Source organism: Hydrogenophaga sp. PML113 (assembly GCF_001777155.1).
Taxonomy (GTDB): domain Bacteria; phylum Pseudomonadota; class Gammaproteobacteria; order Burkholderiales; family Burkholderiaceae_C; genus Hydrogenophaga; species Hydrogenophaga borbori.
Genome location: NZ_MIYM01000001.1, coordinates 543,031 through 562,206, shown reverse-complemented (window position 1 = coordinate 562,206; position 19,176 = coordinate 543,031). Strand labels below are relative to the sequence as shown.

The 19,176-nt window shown below is 70.2% G+C and carries 17 protein-coding genes; 6 read left to right on the top strand and 11 right to left on the bottom strand.

Going from position 1 to position 19,176, the window contains the following annotated elements; genetic code table 11:
• Window positions 1-17: 17 nt before the first annotated feature.
• Complete coding sequence (locus BHU06_RS02590) at window positions 18-1,241, bottom strand: FAD-dependent monooxygenase (RefSeq protein ID WP_070397563.1); 1,224 nt, start codon at window positions 1,239-1,241, stop codon at window positions 18-20.
• 90 nt (window positions 1,242-1,331) lie between these two features.
• On the opposite strand from BHU06_RS02590, the gene BHU06_RS22340 reads away from it, so the two are divergent.
• Entirely contained in the window at window positions 1,332-2,639 is a 1,308-nt protein-coding gene (locus BHU06_RS22340; RefSeq protein ID WP_139146927.1) for a hypothetical protein, read from the top strand.
• Between the two features lie 42 nt (window positions 2,640-2,681).
• Here BHU06_RS22340 and BHU06_RS02580 read toward each other — a convergent pair whose 3' ends face one another.
• The 6 genes from BHU06_RS02580 to BHU06_RS02555 all read right to left on the bottom strand — a co-directional run bounded on the left by BHU06_RS02580 (window position 2,682) and on the right by BHU06_RS02555 (window position 10,143).
• Window positions 2,682-3,737 carry a VWA domain-containing protein gene (locus BHU06_RS02580; RefSeq protein WP_070397770.1) on the bottom strand — a complete coding sequence of 352 codons (1,056 nt, stop codon included), beginning with the start codon at window positions 3,735-3,737 and terminating at the stop codon, window positions 2,682-2,684.
• A gap of 79 nt (window positions 3,738-3,816) precedes the next feature.
• Window positions 3,817-4,857 carry a DUF58 domain-containing protein gene (locus BHU06_RS02575; protein WP_070397561.1) on the bottom strand — a complete coding sequence of 347 codons (1,041 nt, stop codon included), beginning with the start codon at window positions 4,855-4,857 and terminating at the stop codon, window positions 3,817-3,819.
• A gap of 1 nt (window position 4,858) precedes the next feature.
• A complete protein-coding gene (locus tag BHU06_RS02570; protein WP_070397560.1) occupies window positions 4,859-5,860 on the bottom strand; it encodes a MoxR family ATPase in 1,002 nt (333 codons plus the stop codon).
• 28 nt (window positions 5,861-5,888) lie between these two features.
• Window positions 5,889-6,815, bottom strand: a complete 927-nt coding sequence (locus BHU06_RS02565) for a S1C family serine protease (protein WP_070397559.1) — start codon at window positions 6,813-6,815, stop codon at window positions 5,889-5,891.
• A 56-nt stretch (window positions 6,816-6,871) separates the two neighbouring features.
• On the bottom strand, window positions 6,872-9,625 hold the full coding sequence (gene acnA / locus BHU06_RS02560) for an aconitate hydratase AcnA (RefSeq protein ID WP_070397558.1): 2,754 nt from the start codon (window positions 9,623-9,625) through the stop codon (window positions 6,872-6,874).
• A gap of 104 nt (window positions 9,626-9,729) precedes the next feature.
• Window positions 9,730-10,143: a hypothetical protein gene (locus BHU06_RS02555; RefSeq protein WP_070397557.1), complete on the bottom strand. Its 414-nt coding sequence runs from the start codon at window positions 10,141-10,143 to the stop codon at window positions 9,730-9,732.
• 112 nt (window positions 10,144-10,255) lie between these two features.
• Between BHU06_RS02555 and BHU06_RS02550 the strand changes: the two genes are divergently transcribed.
• Together BHU06_RS02550 and BHU06_RS22335 are read left to right on the top strand one after the other, a co-directional pair.
• A complete protein-coding gene (locus BHU06_RS02550) occupies window positions 10,256-11,086 on the top strand; it encodes a helix-turn-helix domain-containing protein (protein ID WP_070397769.1) in 831 nt (276 codons plus the stop codon).
• Between the two features lie 186 nt (window positions 11,087-11,272).
• Window positions 11,273-11,734 carry a hypothetical protein gene (locus BHU06_RS22335; RefSeq protein WP_139146925.1) on the top strand — a complete coding sequence of 154 codons (462 nt, stop codon included), beginning with the start codon at window positions 11,273-11,275 and terminating at the stop codon, window positions 11,732-11,734.
• 101 nt (window positions 11,735-11,835) lie between these two features.
• Here BHU06_RS22335 and acnB read toward each other — a convergent pair whose 3' ends face one another.
• The 4 genes from acnB to BHU06_RS02525 are packed head-to-tail and all read right to left on the bottom strand — an operon-like array spanning window position 11,836 to window position 17,223.
• Complete coding sequence (acnB, locus tag BHU06_RS02540; RefSeq protein ID WP_070397555.1) at window positions 11,836-14,436, bottom strand: bifunctional aconitate hydratase 2/2-methylisocitrate dehydratase; 2,601 nt, start codon at window positions 14,434-14,436, stop codon at window positions 11,836-11,838.
• A 34-nt stretch (window positions 14,437-14,470) separates the two neighbouring features.
• The gene (locus BHU06_RS02535; protein WP_070397554.1) at window positions 14,471-15,448 is read right to left on the bottom strand and encodes a CoA ester lyase; all 978 of its coding nucleotides are present in this window, start codon (window positions 15,446-15,448) and stop codon (window positions 14,471-14,473) included.
• Window positions 15,445-16,221 carry a trans-aconitate 2-methyltransferase gene (gene tam / locus BHU06_RS02530; protein ID WP_070397553.1) on the bottom strand — a complete coding sequence of 259 codons (777 nt, stop codon included), beginning with the start codon at window positions 16,219-16,221 and terminating at the stop codon, window positions 15,445-15,447. The genes BHU06_RS02535 and tam overlap by 4 nt, the downstream gene beginning before the upstream one ends.
• A 15-nt stretch (window positions 16,222-16,236) precedes the next feature.
• The gene (locus tag BHU06_RS02525) at window positions 16,237-17,223 is read right to left on the bottom strand and encodes a malate dehydrogenase (protein WP_070397552.1); all 987 of its coding nucleotides are present in this window, start codon (window positions 17,221-17,223) and stop codon (window positions 16,237-16,239) included.
• A 198-nt stretch (window positions 17,224-17,421) separates the two neighbouring features.
• Between BHU06_RS02525 and BHU06_RS02520 the strand changes: the two genes are divergently transcribed.
• From BHU06_RS02520 to sdhD, 3 genes are all read left to right on the top strand, one after another.
• Window positions 17,422-18,198: a GntR family transcriptional regulator gene (locus BHU06_RS02520; protein WP_070397551.1), complete on the top strand. Its 777-nt coding sequence runs from the start codon at window positions 17,422-17,424 to the stop codon at window positions 18,196-18,198.
• Between the two features lie 159 nt (window positions 18,199-18,357).
• On the top strand, window positions 18,358-18,789 hold the full coding sequence (gene sdhC / locus BHU06_RS02515) for a succinate dehydrogenase, cytochrome b556 subunit (protein ID WP_070397550.1): 432 nt from the start codon (window positions 18,358-18,360) through the stop codon (window positions 18,787-18,789).
• 20 nt (window positions 18,790-18,809) lie between these two features.
• Window positions 18,810-19,175, top strand: coding sequence for a succinate dehydrogenase, hydrophobic membrane anchor protein (gene sdhD, locus BHU06_RS02510; RefSeq protein ID WP_070397549.1), 366 nt, complete (start codon window positions 18,810-18,812; stop codon window positions 19,173-19,175).
• Window position 19,176: the final 1 nt, after the last annotated feature.

Below are 19,176 nucleotides of genomic sequence, written 5' to 3'. Positions count from 1 at the left end.
GGGGTCTCCAGCGGTTGTCAGGGGTTCGCGGAAGCGGGCCGGGGCGGGGCGCCCGGGCCGGCGTAGAGCCAGGGATTGTCCAACAGGCGTTCGCCCAGCACGCCCATGGCGGTGTCGCGGCCCAGACGCAGCAGGCCGCTGGCGTGGAAGATGCGCCCATTGCGGCGCGAGCGGCGCTGCACGCGGGCGTTGCGGGCCCAGCGCGCCTGGGCGTAGCGCGCGAAGCGCTCGGGCCAGTCGGCCGCCGTGGCGCCCCGCGCGAGGTGCCCCAGGACCCAGGCGTCTTCCAGGGCCATGGCCGCGCCCTGCGCGAGGTAGGGGCGCATGGGGTGCGCGGCGTCGCCCAGCAGGGCCACCGCGCCGCGCGCCATGTCGGCGGGGCCACGCAGCGGATCGCGGTCGTGCAGCACCCAGCGCGTCCAGCCGGGCACGGCGGCCAGCCAGTCGGCCAGCGGTCCGGCGACGGGGCCGAGCGCGGCGCGCAGCTCGCCGGCCTGGGCCGGCTGCGACCAGCTGCTGGCCTCCAACCCGCCCGCCTCGCCCTGCACCACGGCCACCAGGTTGAAAGCCTCACCGCGCCGCACGGGGTAGTGCACCACGTGCAGCCGGGGGCCCAACCACACGCCCACCGCGGGGTCGCGCATCGCGGCGGGCAGCGCCGCCACGGGGATCAGGCCGCGGTAGGCCAGGTGGCCGGTGCGGCGGGGCGGCGCGGCGTCGAAACCGCCCTGGCGCACGCGGCTCCAGAGGCCGTCGCAGCCGATCAAGGCCTGGCCGGCCAATTGGTCGCCGCTGGCCAAGGTGAGCGACACGCCCGGCCCAATCGGCCCACTCGGCCGCCAGGACTCGGCGCGCGCCCCCAGGCGCCACGACACGCAGGCCTCCTGCGCCACGGCGCGCTGCAGCAGCGCGTGCAGGTCGGCGCGGTGCAGGCAGGCATAGGCCTGGCCGTGGCGCGCCACGGCGGCCTCGCCCAGCGCCAGTTGGCCCAGCGCGCGGCCGCTGCGCGCGTCGCGCACGCGCAGCGCCTCGGGAAAGGCTGCGGCCTCGCGCAGCGCGGGCAGCAGGCCCCAGTCGGCCAGCACGCGCACCGCGTTGGGACCCAATTGCAGGCCCGCGCCGATCTCGCCGAACGCGGGGGCCTGTTCCAAGACGGTGACGGCCTGGCCCTGGCGCGCCAGGGCCAGGGCCGCACCCAGTCCGCCGATGCCGGCGCCGGCCACGAGCAAGGGAAGGTTCATGCGGGGGATGGTACCGACGCGGAACACCCAGCCAGCCCCCCGCCACGAAACGCATTGCGCTGTCCATTCGCTCAATCACGGAGAACACCCTTGAACCGCCATACCCCCACGTATTCCCCTTTCGGGCAGCCACATCTCTACCCCCCGCAATACCCCCACCCACAAGCACCGAGCGCCTCGCCCAGCGGCATTTCGCCACCAACCACCCAGCAGCAGCGCTACATCTATCCCCCTCCGGACGCCCTCATCCACCAGCCCCACGCCGGAAACAACACCAGCCTTCCGATTTTTTGCCTGACGACAGAGAGCGCCGACTGCCATCGCCTGCCCGGAGCCGCTTCACCATTCCACCCGATTCAATCCCTCACCGAAACAGAGCGCAGCGACGCCAGCCCATCGCCCATTGCCTGCGGCAGCGCCGAGTCCCGTGATGACTCCCCTCCGCGTCGAACGAACACACCACCCGAACTCAACCAATTGCGGTTGCAATCCATCACGGAACTGGCGGACACGTTCCAGAACTTCGGGAACACCGTGGCATTCACCGGCCACCCGATGGACCGGCACAGCCACCAATCGATCACCGCTATTCAGCTGGAACTGCTCCGCCACGGCCGAGAACTGCAGGCCAGGCTATTGACGCAGGTTCCGCCTCGACCACCGGCGAATCGCCCCGTTCCCCACCCCTACCTGCCAGGGCAGTTTCTGGACATGCCGTCGAACGGACAGGTGGACATGCACGCCCCCCCACTCTTTTCCAACAACCTCTACCAGGCCGTTGCACAGCAAACACCACAACACCCTGGAACGGCTTTCACCCCCCTGGTTCCGAATAGCCCCTGGGATACGCCGCCTCCGCAAGGGACGCCCGGCCACCAGGGACATCCGCCGCACACCCCGCCGCCGCCATTCACGCTGACGCCTCTCCCGACACCCCCCCGTACACCCTTCGTCGCCCCTGCGGCCAGCGCCACAACGGCATGGGCATTGGCCCGCCGGGTCAGTGACCTGATGACGCTCGACCCCCAAATCCCCCTGTCGGCCTTAAAGATCATCAAGCCGCTGTCCACCTGCCCGGACCGGCATCACATGGCCGAGGTGCTCTCCAACGACAACCTGAAGTTCTTCCCCCATGCCCTGGAGTGGCTGGCCCGTTTCGACGGCGAGAAGGCCAATGAACTCGGTGTGTGTGCGCTGCTTCATTTCGTTGAAGTTGACGAGATCGTGCCGAGCAGCCTGACCAATGCCCTGCTGTCGGTCCTGCATGGCGCCAAGACATGGCCCCGGGATGCGAAAGACGTGGGCCTTCTCCTGAGCAAACTGAAGCAGCAACCGGATACGCGCTTTTACGCGGCCACGAACGCGCTCATTGGCCGCCTGCTCTGCCCGGACCAGTGATCCGCCGGCCGCCAAACGCCCGCGCGGCGCCAGGCGCCGTTGTCACAGCACCCGCTTGAACCACGCCAGCGACAGCCCCGCCGCCAGCACCACCAGCCCCGCGGCCAGCAAGGCCAGCAGCCCGGAGACTTCGGTCTCCTTCTTCTCCACCGTCAGGCGCGAGCTCAGCGACTGGTAGATCTGTTTCAGGTTCTCGGCGGTGCCGGCGTAGAAGTACTCGGCCTTGGTGGTGCGCGCCACGTCCTTGAGCGTGTCCTCGTCCAGGCGCACGCGCATGGACCAGCCCTCGAAACCGATCACCTCGCCCTCGACCGTGCCCACGCCCACGGTGTAGACGCGCACGCCCCGGTCGGCCGCCATCTTCGCGGCCTCGGCCGTGTCCACGCCGGTGGTGCGCTGGCCGTCGGTGAGCAGGATGATCGCGGCCGAACCGTACGAGCCCGGTTCCACCGGCTGGAAGGCCTTCTCCTCGGTGTTGCGCGGCTGGTCAAGCGAGCGGCCGCGCGGCGCGAAGGGGTCGGTGTTGCGGCTGTAGGTCATGTCGGTCAGGCTGATGCGCTGATCGGGAAACAGCTCGGACAGCGAGACCACGATGGCGCTGCCGATGGCGGTGGCGCGCTGCAGTTGGAACTTGTCGATGGCGGTCACCAGGTCTTCGCGGCTGAGGGTGATCGGCTGCACCACCTGGGCCGAGCCGGCGAAGGCCACGATGCCCACCTTCACGTGGCGCGGCAGCTCGGCCAGAAAGGCCTTGGCCGCGTTCTGCGAGGCCACCAGGCGGTTGGGCAAGACGTCCTCGGCGCGCATGCTGCCCGACACGTCCATCGCCAGGATGATGGTCTGCTGGGTGGACGGCAGCGTGATGCTGGCCGTGGGCCGCGCCGCCGCCAGCAGCATGGCCGCCAGCGCCAGCAACAGCAACATCGGCGGCACGTGGCGCCGCCAGCCCGGGCCCTTGCCCAGGGCCTCGCGCACGATGGACAGGTTGGCGTAGCGCAGCGCCGTGCGCTGGCGCCGGCGCAGCAGCCACAGGTAGAGCAGCACCAGCAGCGGCAGGGCCAGCAGCAGCCACAGCATCTGCGGCCACAGGAAGCTCACGGGCGGCAGCCATCCGTTCATAGCAAAACCTCCGCGCGATGCGCTGCGGTGCGTGCCCCTTCGGGCGGCCGTGCGGTGCTCATGCGCGCACTCCTTCTCGGGTTCGGCGAGGCAGTTGCGTGGGCATGGGCCGCCCGAGCGCACCGTGGCGCACGCGCCGCTCGCGCAGGTCCACGAAGCGCAGCACCGCGTCGGTCAGGTCCTCGTCGGTGGCGAGTTCCAGCGTGTCCACGCCAGCGCGCGCCAGGCTGTCGCGCAACTGCGCCTCGCGCTGCGCGGCGATGCGCGCGAAGCGCTGGCGAAAGCCCTTGTCGTTCGTGTCGACCACGATCTGCTCGCCGGTTTCGGCGTCGCGGATGGGGATCAGGCCCAGGTCGGGCAACTCCAGCTCCAGCGGGTCGACCAGGCGCACGGCCACCACGTCGTGGCGGCGCGCCAGCTCGCCCAGCGGACGTTCCCAACCGGGCTGGCTGATGAAGTCGGACACCACGAAAACGGTGCTGCGCTGGCGCACGGTGAAGACGGCGCTGCGCAACAGGTCGCCCAGGCGCGTGGCGGCGTTGCCGGCGGGCGCGGGCGCTTTCCCGGCCGAGGCGGGCATGAGCATCTGCAGCAGGCGCAGCACGTGCAGGCGCCCGCCGCGCGCCGGCAGCATGGCCTCCACCCGCGCGCGGCCGCGCGAGCCGTACACCATGGCGCCCACGCGGTTGCCCTGGCCCGAGATGAGGCGCGCCAGCACCGCGGTGAAGCGCAGCAGCACGTCGCTCTTGCGCTGCTCGCCCGAGCCGAAATCCACCGAGGGACTGAGGTCGAGCAAGAACCAGGCCGCCATCTCGCGGTCCTCGGTGAACACCCGCACGTGCGGCTGTTGCAGCCGCGCCGTGACGTTCCAGTCGATGTGGCGCACATCGTCGTGCAGCTGGTACTCGCGCAGGTCGGCCAGGTCCAGGCCGCTGCCGCGCATGAGGGTCTTGTAGTGGCCCTGCAGCAGGCCGTCGAGCCGGCGCAGCACGGTCCACTCCAACTGGCGCAGCAGCGCATCGGCGCGCTGCGCGGCGGGCGCCCTCCCCGCCTCGCCGGGGGGCGCGGTGGGGGCTCGGCCGAACAGGCGCTTGAACATATCAGGCCACGCGCTTTTCCGCTTCCAGCGGGCGCGCTGGCGGCGGGATGTGTTTCATGATGCGCGCGATCAGCGCATCGCTGGTGAGGCCTTCGGACAGGCCCTCGTAGGACAGCACCACGCGGTGGCGCAGCACATCGGGCACCAGGTCGACCATGTCCTCGGGCAGGGCGTAGGCGCGGCCACGCATCATGGCCAGGGCGCGCGCGCCTTCCACCAGGCCAATGGTGGCGCGCGGGCTGGCGCCGAAGGTGATGAGACCGGCCATGTCCTTGATGCCATGCCGGTCCGGGTAGCGCGTGGCCGACACCAGGCGCACCGCGTACTGCACCAGCGAGGGGTCCACGTAGACCTCGCGGCACAGCGCCTGCAGCGCGGCCAGCTGTTCGGTGGTGGCGACCGCGTTCACCCGCACCGCGGGGCCGGTGACGCGCTCGACGATGACGTACTCCTCCTCGTCGCTGGGGTAGTCCACCAGCACCTTCATCATGAAGCGGTCCACCTGCGCCTCGGGCAGCGGGTAGGTGCCTTCGGTCTCGATCGGGTTCTGCGTGGCCATCACCACGAAGGGCCGCGGCACGGGGTGCGTCTCGCCCGCGATGGTCACCTGGCGCTCCTGCATCACCTCCAGCAGCGCGCTCTGCACCTTGGCCGGCGCGCGGTTGATCTCGTCGGCCAGCAGCAGGTTGGCGAACACCGGGCCAAGCGCGGTGCTGAAATCGCCGGTCTTCTGGTTGTAGATGCGCGTGCCGACCAGGTCGGCCGGCACCAGGTCGGGCGTGAACTGGATGCGCTTGAAGCGCCCCTGGATCGCCTCGGCCAGCGTTTTCACGGTGAGCGTCTTGGCCAGACCGGGCACGCCCTCCACCAGCAGGTGGCCCTGCGCCAACAGCCCCACCATCACGCGCTCGAGGAACCGGTCCTGGCCGACGACCACGCGCTTGACCTCGTAGAGGATCTCCTCCATCAGCTGGGCGGTCTCGGGGGCGTTGGTGTCGCTCATGAAGGGCTCCGGTCGGTGGATGGGGGGCTCAGAACGGGGGCAGGCCGGCGGCGCTGGCAGCGCTTTCGATGGGCACGGCAAAACCGATGCCCACGAAGGTGCGGGCGCTGGTGGGGTTGAGGATGCCGGTGACGATGCCGACCACCTCGCCGTCCATGGTGACCAGCGGGCCGCCGGAATTGCCGGGGTTGGCCGCGGCGTCGAACTGGATCAGGTTGCCGATGACCTGCTTGCCCTCGGGCGACTTGAACTCGCGGTCGAAGCCGGAGATGACGCCGGCCGACACCGAGGGCCCGATGCCAAAGGGAAAGCCCACCGCCACCACCTGGTCGCCGGCGTTCAGGTCGTTGGTGGAGCGCAGGGTGGCCGCGATCAGGTCGTCGGGGATGGTCTGGGCCTGCAGCACGGCCAGGTCGTTCTCGGGCTGCGCCCCGGTGACGGTGGCGCCCGATTCGCTGCCGTCGGCGAAGGTGATCTTGAGCCGGTCGGCGCCCTGCACCACGTGCAGGTTGGTCAGGATCACGCCCTTGTCGACGATCACCACGCCGGTGCCCACCCCCTGCTCGCTCTCCTTGCCCTTCTCATCCTTGCCGTAGGACAGCACGCGCACCACGGCGGGGCGGATTTTCTCGGCCGCCCGCGCGGCCGGCGAGGGCATCACCTGGGTGGTGAGGGTGCGCAGCACGGCGGCGTCGATGTCCTTCTGCGTGAGCGCGGCGGCGCCGCCCGCCTGGCGCTGCCACACCAGCGCGATCAGGGCGATGGACAGCAGGGCGATGGCCGCCCACATGAAGCGCGGGCTGGCCGCGCCGCGCGCCAGGGCGCTGCGCCAGCGGCGAACGGGCCGCGCTGGCGCGGCCGCCTCGGCGGCCGGTTCGATGGCCTGCACCCCCGGCAGCGCGTCGACCGGCGGGGCCGCGCGGCGCGAGGGGCTGTACTTCGCTGTCTTTCGCATCGCGACCCCCGACAAAGAAGCTGTGGGTCACATGATGCCGCGATGCGCCGACCGGCTCAAGCGGTCAACAATTGCCGCAGCACGTAGGGCAGGATGCCGTTCGCCCGGTAGTACTCCACCTCAACGGGCGTGTCGATGCGCAGGGTGACGGTGATCTCGCGCCGCTGGCCGTCGGGACGGGTGATCACCAGCGTGGCGTCGCTCTGCGGCGTCAGCTCGGGGTGCGGCAGCACGTCGATGGTTTCGTCGCCGCGCAGGCCCAGCGACTCCCAGGAGTCGCCCGGCTTGAACTGCAGCGGCAGCACGCCCATGCCCACCAGGTTGCTGCGGTGGATGCGCTCGAAGCTGCGCGCCACCACGGCCTTGATGCCCAGCAACTGCGTGCCCTTGGCCGCCCAGTCGCGACTGGAGCCGGTGCCGTACTCCTCGCCCGCGAAGATGACCGTGGGCACGCCGTCGGCCACGTAGCGCATGGCGGCGTCGTAGATGGGCAGCTTCTCGGGCCGCGCACCGGCGGCGGCCGCCGCCGGGGAGGGCTGGTGCAGGGTGAAGCCACCCTCCTCGCGCGTGCCGTCGGCCAGCGGCGGGATCATCAGGTTCTTGATGCGCACGTTGGCAAAGGTGCCGCGCATCATCACCTCGTGGTGGCCGCGGCGTGCGCCGTAGCTGTTGAAGTCGGCCGGCAGCACCTTGTGCGCCTGCAGCCACAGGCCGGCAGGCGAGGACGCCTTGATGTTGCCGGCCGGCGAGATGTGGTCGGTGGTGATGGAGTCGCCGAACAGCGCCATGATGCGCGCGCCATGCACCGCCACCGGGCGCTGGGCGTCCACCGCGTCCAGCGCGAAGCCCTGGAAGAACGGCGGCTCGGCGATGTAGGTGCTCTTGGGCCAGTCGTAGGTGGTGCCGCTCAGGCCCGGGATGCGCTCCCACAGCTCGCCAGGCTCGGTCTTCACGCGGGCGTAGTTGTCGCGGTAGGCCTTGCCGTTCATGGCGCTCTTCATCAGCGCGTGGATCTCGTCGCTGGTGGGCCAGATGTCGCCCAGGTACACGGCCTGCCCGCCGGTGCCGGTGCCCACCGGCTGGGTCATCAGGTCGGTGGTGACGGTGCCCGCGATGGCGTAGGCCACCACCAGCGGCGGGCTGGCCAGGAAGTTGGCCTTGATGTTGGGGTGGATGCGCGCCTCGAAGTTGCGGTTGCCCGAGAGCACCGCCGCGCAGACCAGGTCGTTGTCGGTGATGGCGGCGTTGAACTCGGGCCTCAGGTCGCCCGCGTTGCCGATGCAGGTGGTGCAGCCATAACCCGCGAGCGCGAAGCCGAGCCGCTCCAGGTAGGGCAGCAGACCGGTGTTGGTGAGGTACTCGGTGACGATGCGCGAGCCCGGCGCCAGCGAGGTCTTGATGTGCGGCTGCACCTTGAGGCCCTTTTCCACCGCCTTCTTGGCCAGCAGGCCGGCGGCCAGCAGCACGCTGGGGTTGCTGGTGTTGGTGCAACTGGTGATGGCGGCGATCAGTACGTCGCCGTTCTTCAGGTCCACGCCCTTGCCGGCGGGAAAGGCCTGCGCCAGCTTGCCCGGCGGCTGCTTGAAGCCGCCCTGTTCCATGGGCGCGCTGAACAGCTCGGTGAAGCGGCGCGACACGTCACCCAGTTCGATGCGGTCCTGCGGCCGCTTGGGGCCCGCGAGGCTGGGCGCCACGGTGCCCAGGTCCAGCGTGATCACCTGCGAGTAGTCGATGTCGCCGCGCTGCGGCACGCCGAACAGGCCCTGGGCCTTGAAGTAGGCCTCGAAGGCGTCGATCTCGGCCGCGCTGCGGCCGGTGCCGCGGAAGTATTCCAGGGTCTTGCCGTCCACCGGGAAGAAGCCCATGGTGGCGCCGTACTCGGGCGCCATGTTGGCGATGGTGGCGCGGTCGGGCAGCGTGAGCGAGGCCGTGCCCTCGCCGAAGAACTCCACGAACTTGCCCACCACCTTGTGCCGGCGCAGGATCTCGGTGACGGTGAGCACCAGGTCGGTGGCCGTGACGCCGCCGCGCAGGCGGCCCGTGAGCTCGAAGCCCACCACGTCGGGCGTGAGGAAGTACACCGGCTGACCCAGCATGGCAGCCTCGGCCTCGATGCCGCCCACGCCCCAGCCCACCACGCCGATGCCGTTGATCATGGTGGTGTGGCTGTCGGTGCCCACCAGCGTGTCGGGGTAGTACAGCCCACCCTTGAGGTGCACGCCGCGCGCCAGGTACTCCAGGTTCACCTGGTGCACGATGCCAAAGCCCGGGGGCACCACGCCAAAGGTGTCGAAGGCCTGCATGCCCCACTTCATGAAGCCGTAGCGCTCCAGGTTGCGCATGAACTCCAGCTTCATGTTCAGGTCCAGGGCGTCCTTGGTGCCGTAGTGGTCGACCATGACCGAGTGGTCCACCACCAGGTCGACCGGCACCAGGGGCTCGATGCGCTTGGGGTCGCGCCCCAGGCGCTGGGCGGTGCTGCGCATGGCGGCCAGGTCGGCCAGCAGGGGCACGCCGGTGAAGTCCTGCAGCACCACGCGCGCCACGGTGAAGGGGATCTCGTCCGTGCGCGCCGCCTTGGGCTTCCAGTTGGCCAACTGCGCCACGTGCTCGCGCGTCACGCGCTCGCCGTCGCAGTGCCGCAGCACGCTTTCCAGCACGATGCGGATGGAATGCGGCAGGCGCTTGACGTTGGGAAACTCGCGCGCCAGCGCCGGCAGGGAATAGAGGCGGCCGGTCTTGCCGACCGCGGGGGTGAAGGTCTTGACGGTCTGGGCAAAGGGGTGGGCGTAGCTCGTGGGGGCGTCCATGCGGTGGCTCCTGAAGATCGTTCCGTTCGGGTCAAGGGCCATTCTGCGATCTTCTGGCGCCACCGCAAGCGCGGCGGCGATTTGCCCCGGGAAGCCGGCTGGGATCAGACCGCCAGGCGCTGGACCGGCGCGCGCCAGCCCAGGAACTCCAGGTCGGCCAGGGCCAGCACCGCCACCGCCAGCACCGTCAGGTAGGCCTGGCCCAGCGCCGTCACGCCGCTGTCACCGCCCCAGGCCAGGACCAGGCAGGCGACACCCCAGAGCACGTTGCCCACGATCAGCACCATGAGCGGTCCGCGCGCGGGCATCACCTGGCGTGCCAGGATCGCCGCCAGCGCGATGTAGGCCAGCAAGGCCCAGCCGGCGGCGGTGATCAGGCCCTCGGACAGACCGAGCCAGCCCGCGAGCGAGCCGGCGAAGGCCAGGTGCAGCACGGCGGTGCCGGCGCCGGCGATGGCGTCCAGCGCGAGCACGCGGCGCAGCTGGGGGGTGGAGAGGCGCAAGGTCGAAAGGCTCATGTCGGGCTCCTGAGGGGGGTTGAACATGGCGCCCATCGTGTCGGCCCCCCAGCAGCGGGTCCATGACCTGCCAGGTCATGGCCGCCGCCCCCACCCGGCCTACCATGCGGCCATGCACGCCCACCGCCCCCACCACGCCGCCCCCCTGCCCTTCGGCGACCACCTGCGCCACTGGCGCCAGCGACGCCGCCTGAGCCAGCTCGAACTCGCCCTGCAGGCGGAGGTCTCCACGCGCCACCTGAGCTGCGTGGAAACCGGCCGCGCCAGCCCCAGCCGCGAGATGGTGATGCGCCTGTCCGAGCGCCTGCAGGTGCCGCCGCGCGAGCGCAACGCCCTGCTGGTGGCGGCCGGTTTCGCGCCCATGTACCGCGAGCGAGCGCTCGACGACCCGGCCATGGCGGCGGCGCGCGCCGCCGTGCAGCGCATCCTGGACGCGCACGAGCCCTGGCCCGCGCTGGCCATGGACCGCCACTGGAACCTGGTGATGCACAACCGGCTGGTGCCGCTGCTGATGCAAGGCATTGCGCCGGAACTGCTGCAGCCGCCCGTGAACGTGCTGCGCCTGAGCCTGCACCCGCAGGGCCTGGCGCCGCGCATTCACAACCTGCCGCAGTGGCGCGAGCACCTGCTGGAGCGCCTGCGCCAGCAGATCGCCACCACCGGCGACGCCGCCCTGGCCGAGTTGGCCGAGCAACTGCGCGCCCTACCCGCCCCGGCTGGCGGCGACGGCGACGGCGACGGCCACCACACCCTGCCCGGCGAGCACCTGGGCGTGCTCATGCCCTTTCGCTTCAACACGCCGCTGGGAGAACTGAACCTGATCAGCACCACCACCGTGTTCGGCACGGCGGTGGACATCACCTTGCAGGAACTGGCGCTGGAGACCTTCTTCCCGGCCGACGAGGCCACGGCCGAGCGGCTGCGCGCCATGGCGGCGGCCTGAGCCATCGGCGCGGCACCGGCCGTTCGCACTCGGCCATCCGGTCGGGCCACGGGGGGTGGCCGGCCGGAACCGCCTTCGGGGGCCACCCGACACAAGCAGCAGTGGCCTATGCGCCACCCGTAGCGAGCGACGCGGGAGCGACCTGCCCACGCGCCTTGCCCTGTGCTTCTTCGCCCCGAGGTCCTCATGCCAGTCACCACTCTCCCTGCGACGGGTGCCCGCCACCCCGTCCCGTCGCAACAAACCAAGGTTCTGCGCAGGCCTGCGCCTGCAACACCGGCCACCAAGCCCACGGTCGAGCCCGCGACGACCCAGGGCACCGAGCCCTCGTCGCCCCCCGTGGAACCGAACGCCCCCAACCTGCAGTGCAGCGACGCCGATGCCGGCCTGTCGCAGCCGGCGCCGAAGACACCAGGGCCCCGGTCAGGCAGCGCCAGGGAACTCTTGGCCAGGTACCGGGCGGAGAACCCGGAAGACAAGCACGAGGACAAGCACGAAGACGAAGCGGCATCCGTCTTCAAGGACGTCGTTTTCGATCTCTCGCCGCCGCCGGGCACCACCTGGGAGCAGATCAGGCAAGAGATGTTCGGCCACGACCCCGCCAAGGCCATCAAAGCGGTGGCCGCCCACCACGGCATTGCCTTGTGACCTGAGGGCCAAGCCCACGCGGCGCGGCCTCCAAAAACAATGGCGCCACCCCACCGGGTGGCGCCATGGCCAATTCAGCGCGGCCGAGCGGCCGCCGCCATTCAGACGGTCACGCCCTTGGCCGTTTCCGCGTACTCCTCGATCTGGTCGAAGTTCATGTAGCGGTACACGCTGTCGGCGTCCTGGTTGATGATGCCCATCTCGGCGTGGTACTCGGCCACGGTCGGGATGCGGCCCAGCTTGGAGGCGATGGCCGCCAGCTCGGCCGAGGCCAGGAACACATTGGTGTTCTTGCCCAGGCGGTTCGGGAAGTTGCGCGTGCTGGTGGAGACCACCGTCGCGCCCTCACGCACCTGCGCCTGGTTGCCCATGCACAGGCTGCAGCCCGGCATCTCGGTGCGCGCGCCGGCCGTGCCGAAGGCAGCGTAGTGGCCTTCCTTGATGAGCTCGCTCTCATCCATCTTGGTGGGCGGCGCCACCCACAGCTTGACGGGGATGTCGCGCTGGCCGCCGAGCAGCTTGGCCGCGGCACGGAAGTGGCCGATGTTGGTCATGCACGAGCCGATGAAGGCCTCGTCGATCTTGGTGCCCGCCACGTCGGACAACAGCTTGGCGTCGTCCGGGTCGTTGGGGCAGCAGAGCACGGGCTCCTTGAGCTCGTTCAGGTCGATCTCGATGACCGCGGCGTACTCGGCGTCCTTGTCGGCCTCGAGCAGCTGCGGGTTCGCCAGCCACTCCTGCACCTTCTGGATGCGGCGCTCCAGCGTGCGCTTGTCCTGGTAGCCCTCGGCGATCATGTTCTTCATGAGCACGACGTTCGAGTTCAGGTACTCGATCACCGGCTCCTTGTTGAGCTTGATCGTGCAGCCGGCGGCCGAGCGCTCGGCCGAAGCGTCGGACAGCTCGAAAGCCTGTTCCACCTTCAGGTCCGGCAGGCCCTCGATCTCGAGGATGCGGCCCGAGAAGATGTTTTTCTTGCCGGCCTTGGCCACGGTCAGCAGGCCGGCCTTGATGGCGGCGTAGGGAATGGCGTGCACCAGGTCGCGCAGGGTCACGCCCGGCTGCATCTGGCCCTTGAAGCGCACCAGCACCGACTCGGGCATGTCCAGCGGCATCACGCCGGTGGCGGCGCCGAAGGCCACCAGGCCGGAGCCGGCCGGGAAGCTGATGCCGATGGGGAAGCGGGTGTGCGAGTCGCCGCCGGTGCCCACGGTGTCGGGCAGCAGCAGTCGGTTGAGCCAGCTGTGGATCACGCCGTCGCCGGGACGCAGGGCCACGCCGCCGCGGTTGCTGATGAAGGCCGGCAGCTCGCGGTGGGTCTTCACGTCCACCGGCTTGGGATAGGCGGCGGTGTGGCAGAAGGACTGCATCACCATGTCGGCGCTGAAGCCCAGGCAGGCCAGGTCCTTCAGTTCGTCGCGCGTCATGGGGCCGGTGGTGTCCTGGCTGCCCACGGTGGTCATGCGCGGCTCGCAGTAGGTGCCGGGGCGCACGCCCTGGCCTTCGGGCAGGCCGACGGCGCGGCCGACCATCTTCTGCGCCAGCGTGAAGCCGGCCTTGGTGGCCACGGGCGCCTGCGGCAGGCGGAACACGGTGGACGCCGGCAGGCCCAGGAACTCACGCGCCTTGGCGGTGAGGCTGCGGCCGATGATGAGGTTGATGCGGCCGCCGGCGCGCACCTCGTCGAACAGCACGTCGCTCTTGAGCTTGAACTCGGCCACGGTGCTGCCGTTCTTGGTGAGCTTGCCGTCGTAGGGCAGCACCTCGATCACGTCGCCCATCTCCAGTTGGGAGACGTCCACCTCGATCGGCAGCGAGCCCGAGTCTTCCTGCGTGTTGAAGAAGATCGGCGCGATCTTGCCGCCGAGCGTGACACCACCGAAGCGCTTGTTGGGCACGAAGGGGATGTCCTGGCCGGTGGCCCAGATCACCGAGTTGGTGGCCGACTTGCGGCTGGAGCCCGTGCCCACCACGTCGCCCACGTAAGCCACGAGGTGGCCCTTCTTCTTCAGGTCGTCGATGAACTGCATCGGGCCGCGCTTGCCGTCTTCCTCGGGCTTGAAGGCCGCGTCGGGGCGCGTGTTCTTCAGCATCGCCAGGTAGTGCAGCGGGATGTCGGGGCGGCTCCAGGCGTCGGGCGCGGGCGACAGGTCGTCGGTGTTGGTCTCGCCGGGCACCTTGAAGACGGTGACGGTGATGGACTTCGGCACCTCGGGGCGGCTGGTGAACCACTCGGCCTCGGCCCAGCTCTTCATCACCTCCTGCGCCTTGGCGTTGCCGGCCTTGGCCTTGGCCGCGACGTCGTTGAAGTAGTCGAACATCAGCAGCGTCTTTTTCAGGCCGTCGGCGGCCACGGCCGCCACCTCGGCGTCGTCGAGCAGCTCGATCAGCGGGTGCACGTTGTAGCCGCCCACCATGGTGCCCAGCAGCTCGGTGGCCTTGGCTTTGCTCACCAGTCCCACCTTCAGGTCGCCGTGCGCCACGGCGGCCAGGAAGCTGGCCTTGACCTTGGCGGCGTCGTCCACGCCCGGCGGCACGCGGTGGGTGAGCAGGTCCAGCAGGAAGGCGTCTTCACCGGCCGGCGGACTCTTGATCAGCTCGATCAGCTCGGCCACCTGCTGCGCGGACAGCGGCAGCGGCGGGATGCCCAGCGCGGCGCGTTCGGCGGCGTGGGCGCGGTAGTCGGCGAGGAAGTTGGACATCTCAGGTTCTCCGTGGGGACAGGCAAAAAAAGGATCAGGTGAACAGGGCGTGCACGGCCTCGGGCAGGCGGCGGCCGGTGCGCTGCGCGCGCTCCAGCACCTGCCAGAAGTAGCGGTAGCTGGCGCGGTCGTGCAGGCGGCCGGCCACCTGCACGGGGGCCCAGGCCGCGGCGGCGGCGCGCTCGATGACGGTGGCGGCCTCGTCCACCTCGTCGGCGGCGGGCGCGAAGGCCGCGACGATGGGGCGGATCTGGTCGGGGTGGATGCTCCACATGCGGGTGAAGCCGAGTTCGTGCGCGGCGCGGCGCGCGCTGTTTTGCAGCGCCGCGAGGTCCTTGAACTCGGTGACCACGCCGTGCGCGGGCACCTTGCCGTGCGCGTGGCAGGCGCTGGCGATCTCGACCTTGGCGCGCAGCACCAGCGGGTGGCTGAACTGGCCGGCGGAGGTCATGCCGGCCGAGGGAATGGCGCCGCCGTGGGCGGAGACGAAGTCCATCAGGCCGAAACTGAGGCTCTGCAGGCGCGGGTGCGCGGCGATGTCGAAGGCGCGGTGCACGGCCGCGGGCGACTCGATGAGCGCATGCAGCGGCAGCTGCGGTGCGCCGGCGGCGTCGAGCAGCGCGGCGGCGCGGTCGACGTCGGCCACGGTTTCGACCTTGGGCAGCATCACGTGCGCGAGCCGCGTGCCGGCGCGCCCGACGATGTGGGCGACGTCGGCCTCGAAGGCCGGGTGGTCGACCGCGTGCACGCGCACCGCGACGCGGGCGCCGGCGGGAGCCGACAGCGCCAGCTCGGTGACCAGCGCCGCGTGCTCGGCCTCGCCGCCGACCGGAGCGCCGTCCTCGCAGTCGAGGGTGACGTCGAACACGCAGGCGCCGAACTCGGCCGTGAGCTCGGCCTGCAGCGCCAGGCTCTTGCGCATGCGCGCCTCGACGCCGCTGTAGTGGTCACAGACCGGCAGCGCGATGGCGCCGGCCTGGGGCCCGAGCAGAACGTCGCGCGGGCGGCTCATGACGGGCGCTGCGCCACGACGAAGAGGCGCGGGAAGGCCAGCAGCCGTCGACCATCGGCGCGGGTGGGGTAGGCGGCGGCGATGCGGCCCTGGTAGTCGGCCAGGAAGTCCGACCGTTGGGCGGCGTCCAGCGGATCGATGAAAGGCCGCAGTCCCGTGGCGCTGACCCACTCGACGATGGCGGCGGCCGAGTCCATGCGGTGCTGGTAGACCGTGTGCCAGGCGTCCACCCGCTCGGCGTCCCCGGCGAGCAGGTCGTAGTAGGTGGTGATGGGCCGGCGCGGTTCGCGCACGCGGCTGGCGTCGCCGATGGCCGTGGCGAAGCGCGGCTGGGCCGCGGTCTCGCGCATCAGGCGGTGGCTGGGCTCGTCGAGGTTGTCCGGCATCTGCACCGCGAGCACGCCGCCCGGCGCCAGCAGCGCGAACAGGCGGGGAAACAGCGCCTCATGCCCCGGCACCCACTGCAGGGCGGCGTTGGCGTAGATGAGGTCGGGAGCGCCCTCGGGGCGCCAGCTGGCGATGTCGGCCAGGGAAAAGGCCACGCCCGGCAGGCGCTGGCGCGCGCTCTCGAGCATGGCCGGGGAATTGTCGATGCCCGTCACGCGGGCATCGGGGAAACGCTGCACCAGCAGCTCGGTGGAGTTGCCCGGGCCGCAGCCCAGGTCCACCACCCAACGCGGCGTGGCCAGCGGAACGCGCGCCAGCAGCTCGCGCGCGGGACGGGTGCGTTCGTCCTCGTAGCGGCTGTACAGCGCGGGGTTCCAGTCGGCCATCGTGTGCGGAGGGAATTACAGGAGGTGCTTGACGCCGTCCTGCTCGCCCTGCAGCTCGGCCAGGGTCTTGTCGATGCACTTCTGGCTGAATTCGTCGATGGCCAGGCCTTCGACGATCTTGTACTTGCCGCCTTCGGTGGTGACCGGGAAGCCGAACACCACGTCCTTGGGGATGCCGTATTCGCCGTTGGAGGGCACGCCCATGGTGACCCACTGGCCATTGGAGCCCAGGGCCCAGTCGCGCATGTGGTCGATGGCGGCGTTGGCGGCCGAGGCCGCCGAAGACAGGCCGCGCGCTTCGATGATGGCGGCGCCGCGCTTGCCCACGGTGGGCAGGAACACGGTTTCGTTCCAGACCTGGTCGTTGATCAGGTCCTTGACGGCCTTGCCGCCGATGGTGGCGAAGCGGTAGTCGGCGTACATGGTGGGCGAGTGGTTGCCCCACACGGTGAGCTTCTGGATCTCGCCGACCTTGCCACCGGTCTTGGCGGCGATCTGGCTGGCCGCGCGGTTGTGGTCCAGGCGCAGCATGGCGGTGAAGTTCTCGCGCGGCAGGTCCGGCGCGCTCTTCATGGCGATGTAGGCGTTGGTGTTGGCGGGGTTGCCGACCACCAGCACCTTCACGTTGCGGCTGGCCACGGCGTTCAGGGCCTTGCCCTGGGCGGTGAAGATCTGGGCGTTGGCGGCCAGCAGGTCGGCGCGCTCCATGCCGGGGCCACGCGGGCGGGCGCCCACGAGCAGGGCGTAGTCGGTGTCCTTGAAGGCGGTCATCGGGTCGCTGTGGGCTTCCATGCCGGCCAGCAGCGGGAAGGCGCAGTCTTCCAGTTCCATCATCACGCCCTTGAGCGCCTTCTGGGCCTTCTCGTCCGGGATCTCCAGCAGTTGCAGGATCACGGGCTGGTCCTTGCCGAGCATTTCGCCGGAGGCGATGCGAAACAGCAGGGCGTAGCCGATCTGGCCGGCGGCGCCGGTGACGGCGACGCGAACGGGCTTCTTGGTCATGGTGAAGACTCCAGGGATGGGGTTGGAAAGCGTGGCAGCCGCAGGCGCCGGTGCGCGCCAACAGGGCGTGGCGGGCGGGCTGGGCGGGTCGGGTGACGGTCGGCGAGTTTACCCGGGTGAACCCTAGGCGGTCAATTTGTCTTATGTCTTATATAAGATATGATTCGACGCCCCATGTTGGCGCCACCACGCCCTCCCATGGCCACCACGCCCACCTCCCCCGACCCCAGCCCGGACCCCGACGCCCTCGCGCCAGCGTTCAGCCCGCTGTACCAGCAGATCAAAGGGCTGATCCTGCGCAGCCTGCAGGCCGGCGAGTGGAAACCCGGCGACATGATCCCGAGCGAGTTCGACCTCGCGGCGCGTTTTCGCGTCAGCCAGGGCACGGTGCGCAAGGCCATCGACGAGCTCGCCACCGACAACCTGCTGGTGCGCCGCCAGGGCAAGGGCACCTTCGTCGCCACGCACGCCGAGCAGCACATCCAGTTCCGCTTCCTGCGCCTGCTGCCCGACCAGGGCACGCTGGACGACCAGGGCCCGGCCGAGCGCCGCATCATCGACTGCCGCCGCCTGCGCGCGCCCGCCGAGGTGGCGCGCCCGCTGGGCCTGCGCAGCGGCGACGCCGTGCTGCAGGTGCGCCGCGTGCTGGCCTTCGGCGGCACGCCGGCCATCCTGGAGGAAATCTGGCTGCCCGGCGGGCCGTTCAAGGGCCTCACGCTTGACACCCTGGCCAGCGACACCGGCCCGATGTACGCGCTGTTCGAATCGCGCTTCGGCGTGCGCATGGTGCGCGCGGCCGAAAAAATCAAGGCGGTGGCGGCCGACGCCGACGCCGCCCAGCGCCTGAGCGTCCCCGAGGGCCACCCGCTGCTCAGCGTGGAGCGCCTGTCCTACACCTACAACGACACGCCCATGGAACTGCGGCGCGGCCTGTACCGCACCGACGCCCGGCACTACCGCAATGAATTGAGCTGATTCCGCCGCGCACCACCACGGCGCAGTCGGACATAGCCGGCCCGGCATAGTCCATCGCTTGGTGCATTGCAATAGAATTTGCCCGCCCCGGTGACCCCGGTTACCAATGGGTTACATCCCTCTCCCCGCCCGAGAGCCTTCCCCACGAAAGCCCTTCCCATGCCCGAGTTGACCCGCAAGCGGCCTGAGTTCCGCAACATCAACGCGTTCAAGGACCTGACCACCTACCGCCTGCCCGCGGCCGGCTGGGTGTCGATCCTGCACCGCGTCAGCGGCCTGTTGATGTTCCTGCTCCTGCCCCTGATCGTCTGGCTGTTCGACACCTCGGTGTCGTCCGAGATTTCTTTCGAGCGCTTCACCAGCGCCTTCGCCGGCGGCGGCTGGCTGCCGGGCTGGCTGCTCAAGCTCGTGGTGCTGGCGCTCATCTGGGCCTACCTGCACCACTTCATCGCCGGCCTGCGCCACCTCTGGATGGACGTGAGCCACGACGCCGTGAGCAAGCAGTTCGGCAAGACCTCCGCCGTGGTCACCCTGGTGCTGAGCATCGGCCTGACCGTGGTGCTGGGCGCCAAGCTGTTCGGCCTGTACTGATCGCCGGGAGGTCCCACACCATGTCCGTCAACTACGGTTCCAAGCGCGTCGTCACCGGCGCCCACTATGGCGCGCGCGACTGGCTCGCCCAGCGCATCACCGCCGCCCTCATGGCCCTGTTCACCCTCGTGCTGCTGGTGAAGGTGCTGTTCACCAGCGGCCCGCTCGGCTACGACAGCTGGGCCGCGATCTTCGCCGCGCAGTGGATGAAGGCCCTGACCTTCGCCGTCTTCATCGCGCTGGCCTACCACGCCTGGGTCGGCGTGCGCGACATCTGGATGGACTACGTCAAGCCCGCCGGCCTGCGCCTGGTGCTGCACGTGTTCACCCTGGTCTGGCTCCTGGCTTGCCTGGGCTGGGCCGTTCAAGTTCTCTGGAGACTCTGAC

Excerpts from the sequence above, each read along its gene's own strand:
- BHU06_RS02570 (WP_070397560.1), bottom strand. The coding sequence starts at position 5,860 with ATGAGCGACACCAACGCCCCCGAGACCGCCCAGCTGATGGAGGAGATC.
- tam (WP_070397553.1), bottom strand. The coding sequence starts at position 16,221 with ATGGCCGACTGGAACCCCGCGCTGTACAGCCGCTACGAGGACGAACGC.
- BHU06_RS02550 (WP_070397769.1), top strand. The coding sequence starts at position 10,256 with ATGCACGCCCACCGCCCCCACCACGCCGCCCCCCTGCCCTTCGGCGAC.
- BHU06_RS02525 (WP_070397552.1), bottom strand. The coding sequence starts at position 17,223 with ATGACCAAGAAGCCCGTTCGCGTCGCCGTCACCGGCGCCGCCGGCCAG.
- sdhC (WP_070397550.1), top strand. The coding sequence starts at position 18,358 with ATGCCCGAGTTGACCCGCAAGCGGCCTGAGTTCCGCAACATCAACGCG.
- acnA (WP_070397558.1), bottom strand. The coding sequence starts at position 9,625 with ATGGACGCCCCCACGAGCTACGCCCACCCCTTTGCCCAGACCGTCAAG.
- BHU06_RS02535 (WP_070397554.1), bottom strand. The coding sequence starts at position 15,448 with ATGAGCCGCCCGCGCGACGTTCTGCTCGGGCCCCAGGCCGGCGCCATC.
- BHU06_RS22335 (WP_139146925.1), top strand. The coding sequence starts at position 11,273 with ATGCCAGTCACCACTCTCCCTGCGACGGGTGCCCGCCACCCCGTCCCG.
- BHU06_RS02590 (WP_070397563.1), bottom strand. The coding sequence starts at position 1,241 with ATGAACCTTCCCTTGCTCGTGGCCGGCGCCGGCATCGGCGGACTGGGT.
- BHU06_RS02520 (WP_070397551.1), top strand. The coding sequence starts at position 17,422 with ATGGCCACCACGCCCACCTCCCCCGACCCCAGCCCGGACCCCGACGCC.
- BHU06_RS02575 (WP_070397561.1), bottom strand. The coding sequence starts at position 4,857 with ATGTTCAAGCGCCTGTTCGGCCGAGCCCCCACCGCGCCCCCCGGCGAG.
- acnB (WP_070397555.1), bottom strand. The coding sequence starts at position 14,436 with ATGTCCAACTTCCTCGCCGACTACCGCGCCCACGCCGCCGAACGCGCC.
- BHU06_RS02565 (WP_070397559.1), bottom strand. The coding sequence starts at position 6,815 with ATGCGAAAGACAGCGAAGTACAGCCCCTCGCGCCGCGCGGCCCCGCCG.
- BHU06_RS02555 (WP_070397557.1), bottom strand. The coding sequence starts at position 10,143 with ATGAGCCTTTCGACCTTGCGCCTCTCCACCCCCCAGCTGCGCCGCGTG.
- sdhD (WP_070397549.1), top strand. The coding sequence starts at position 18,810 with ATGTCCGTCAACTACGGTTCCAAGCGCGTCGTCACCGGCGCCCACTAT.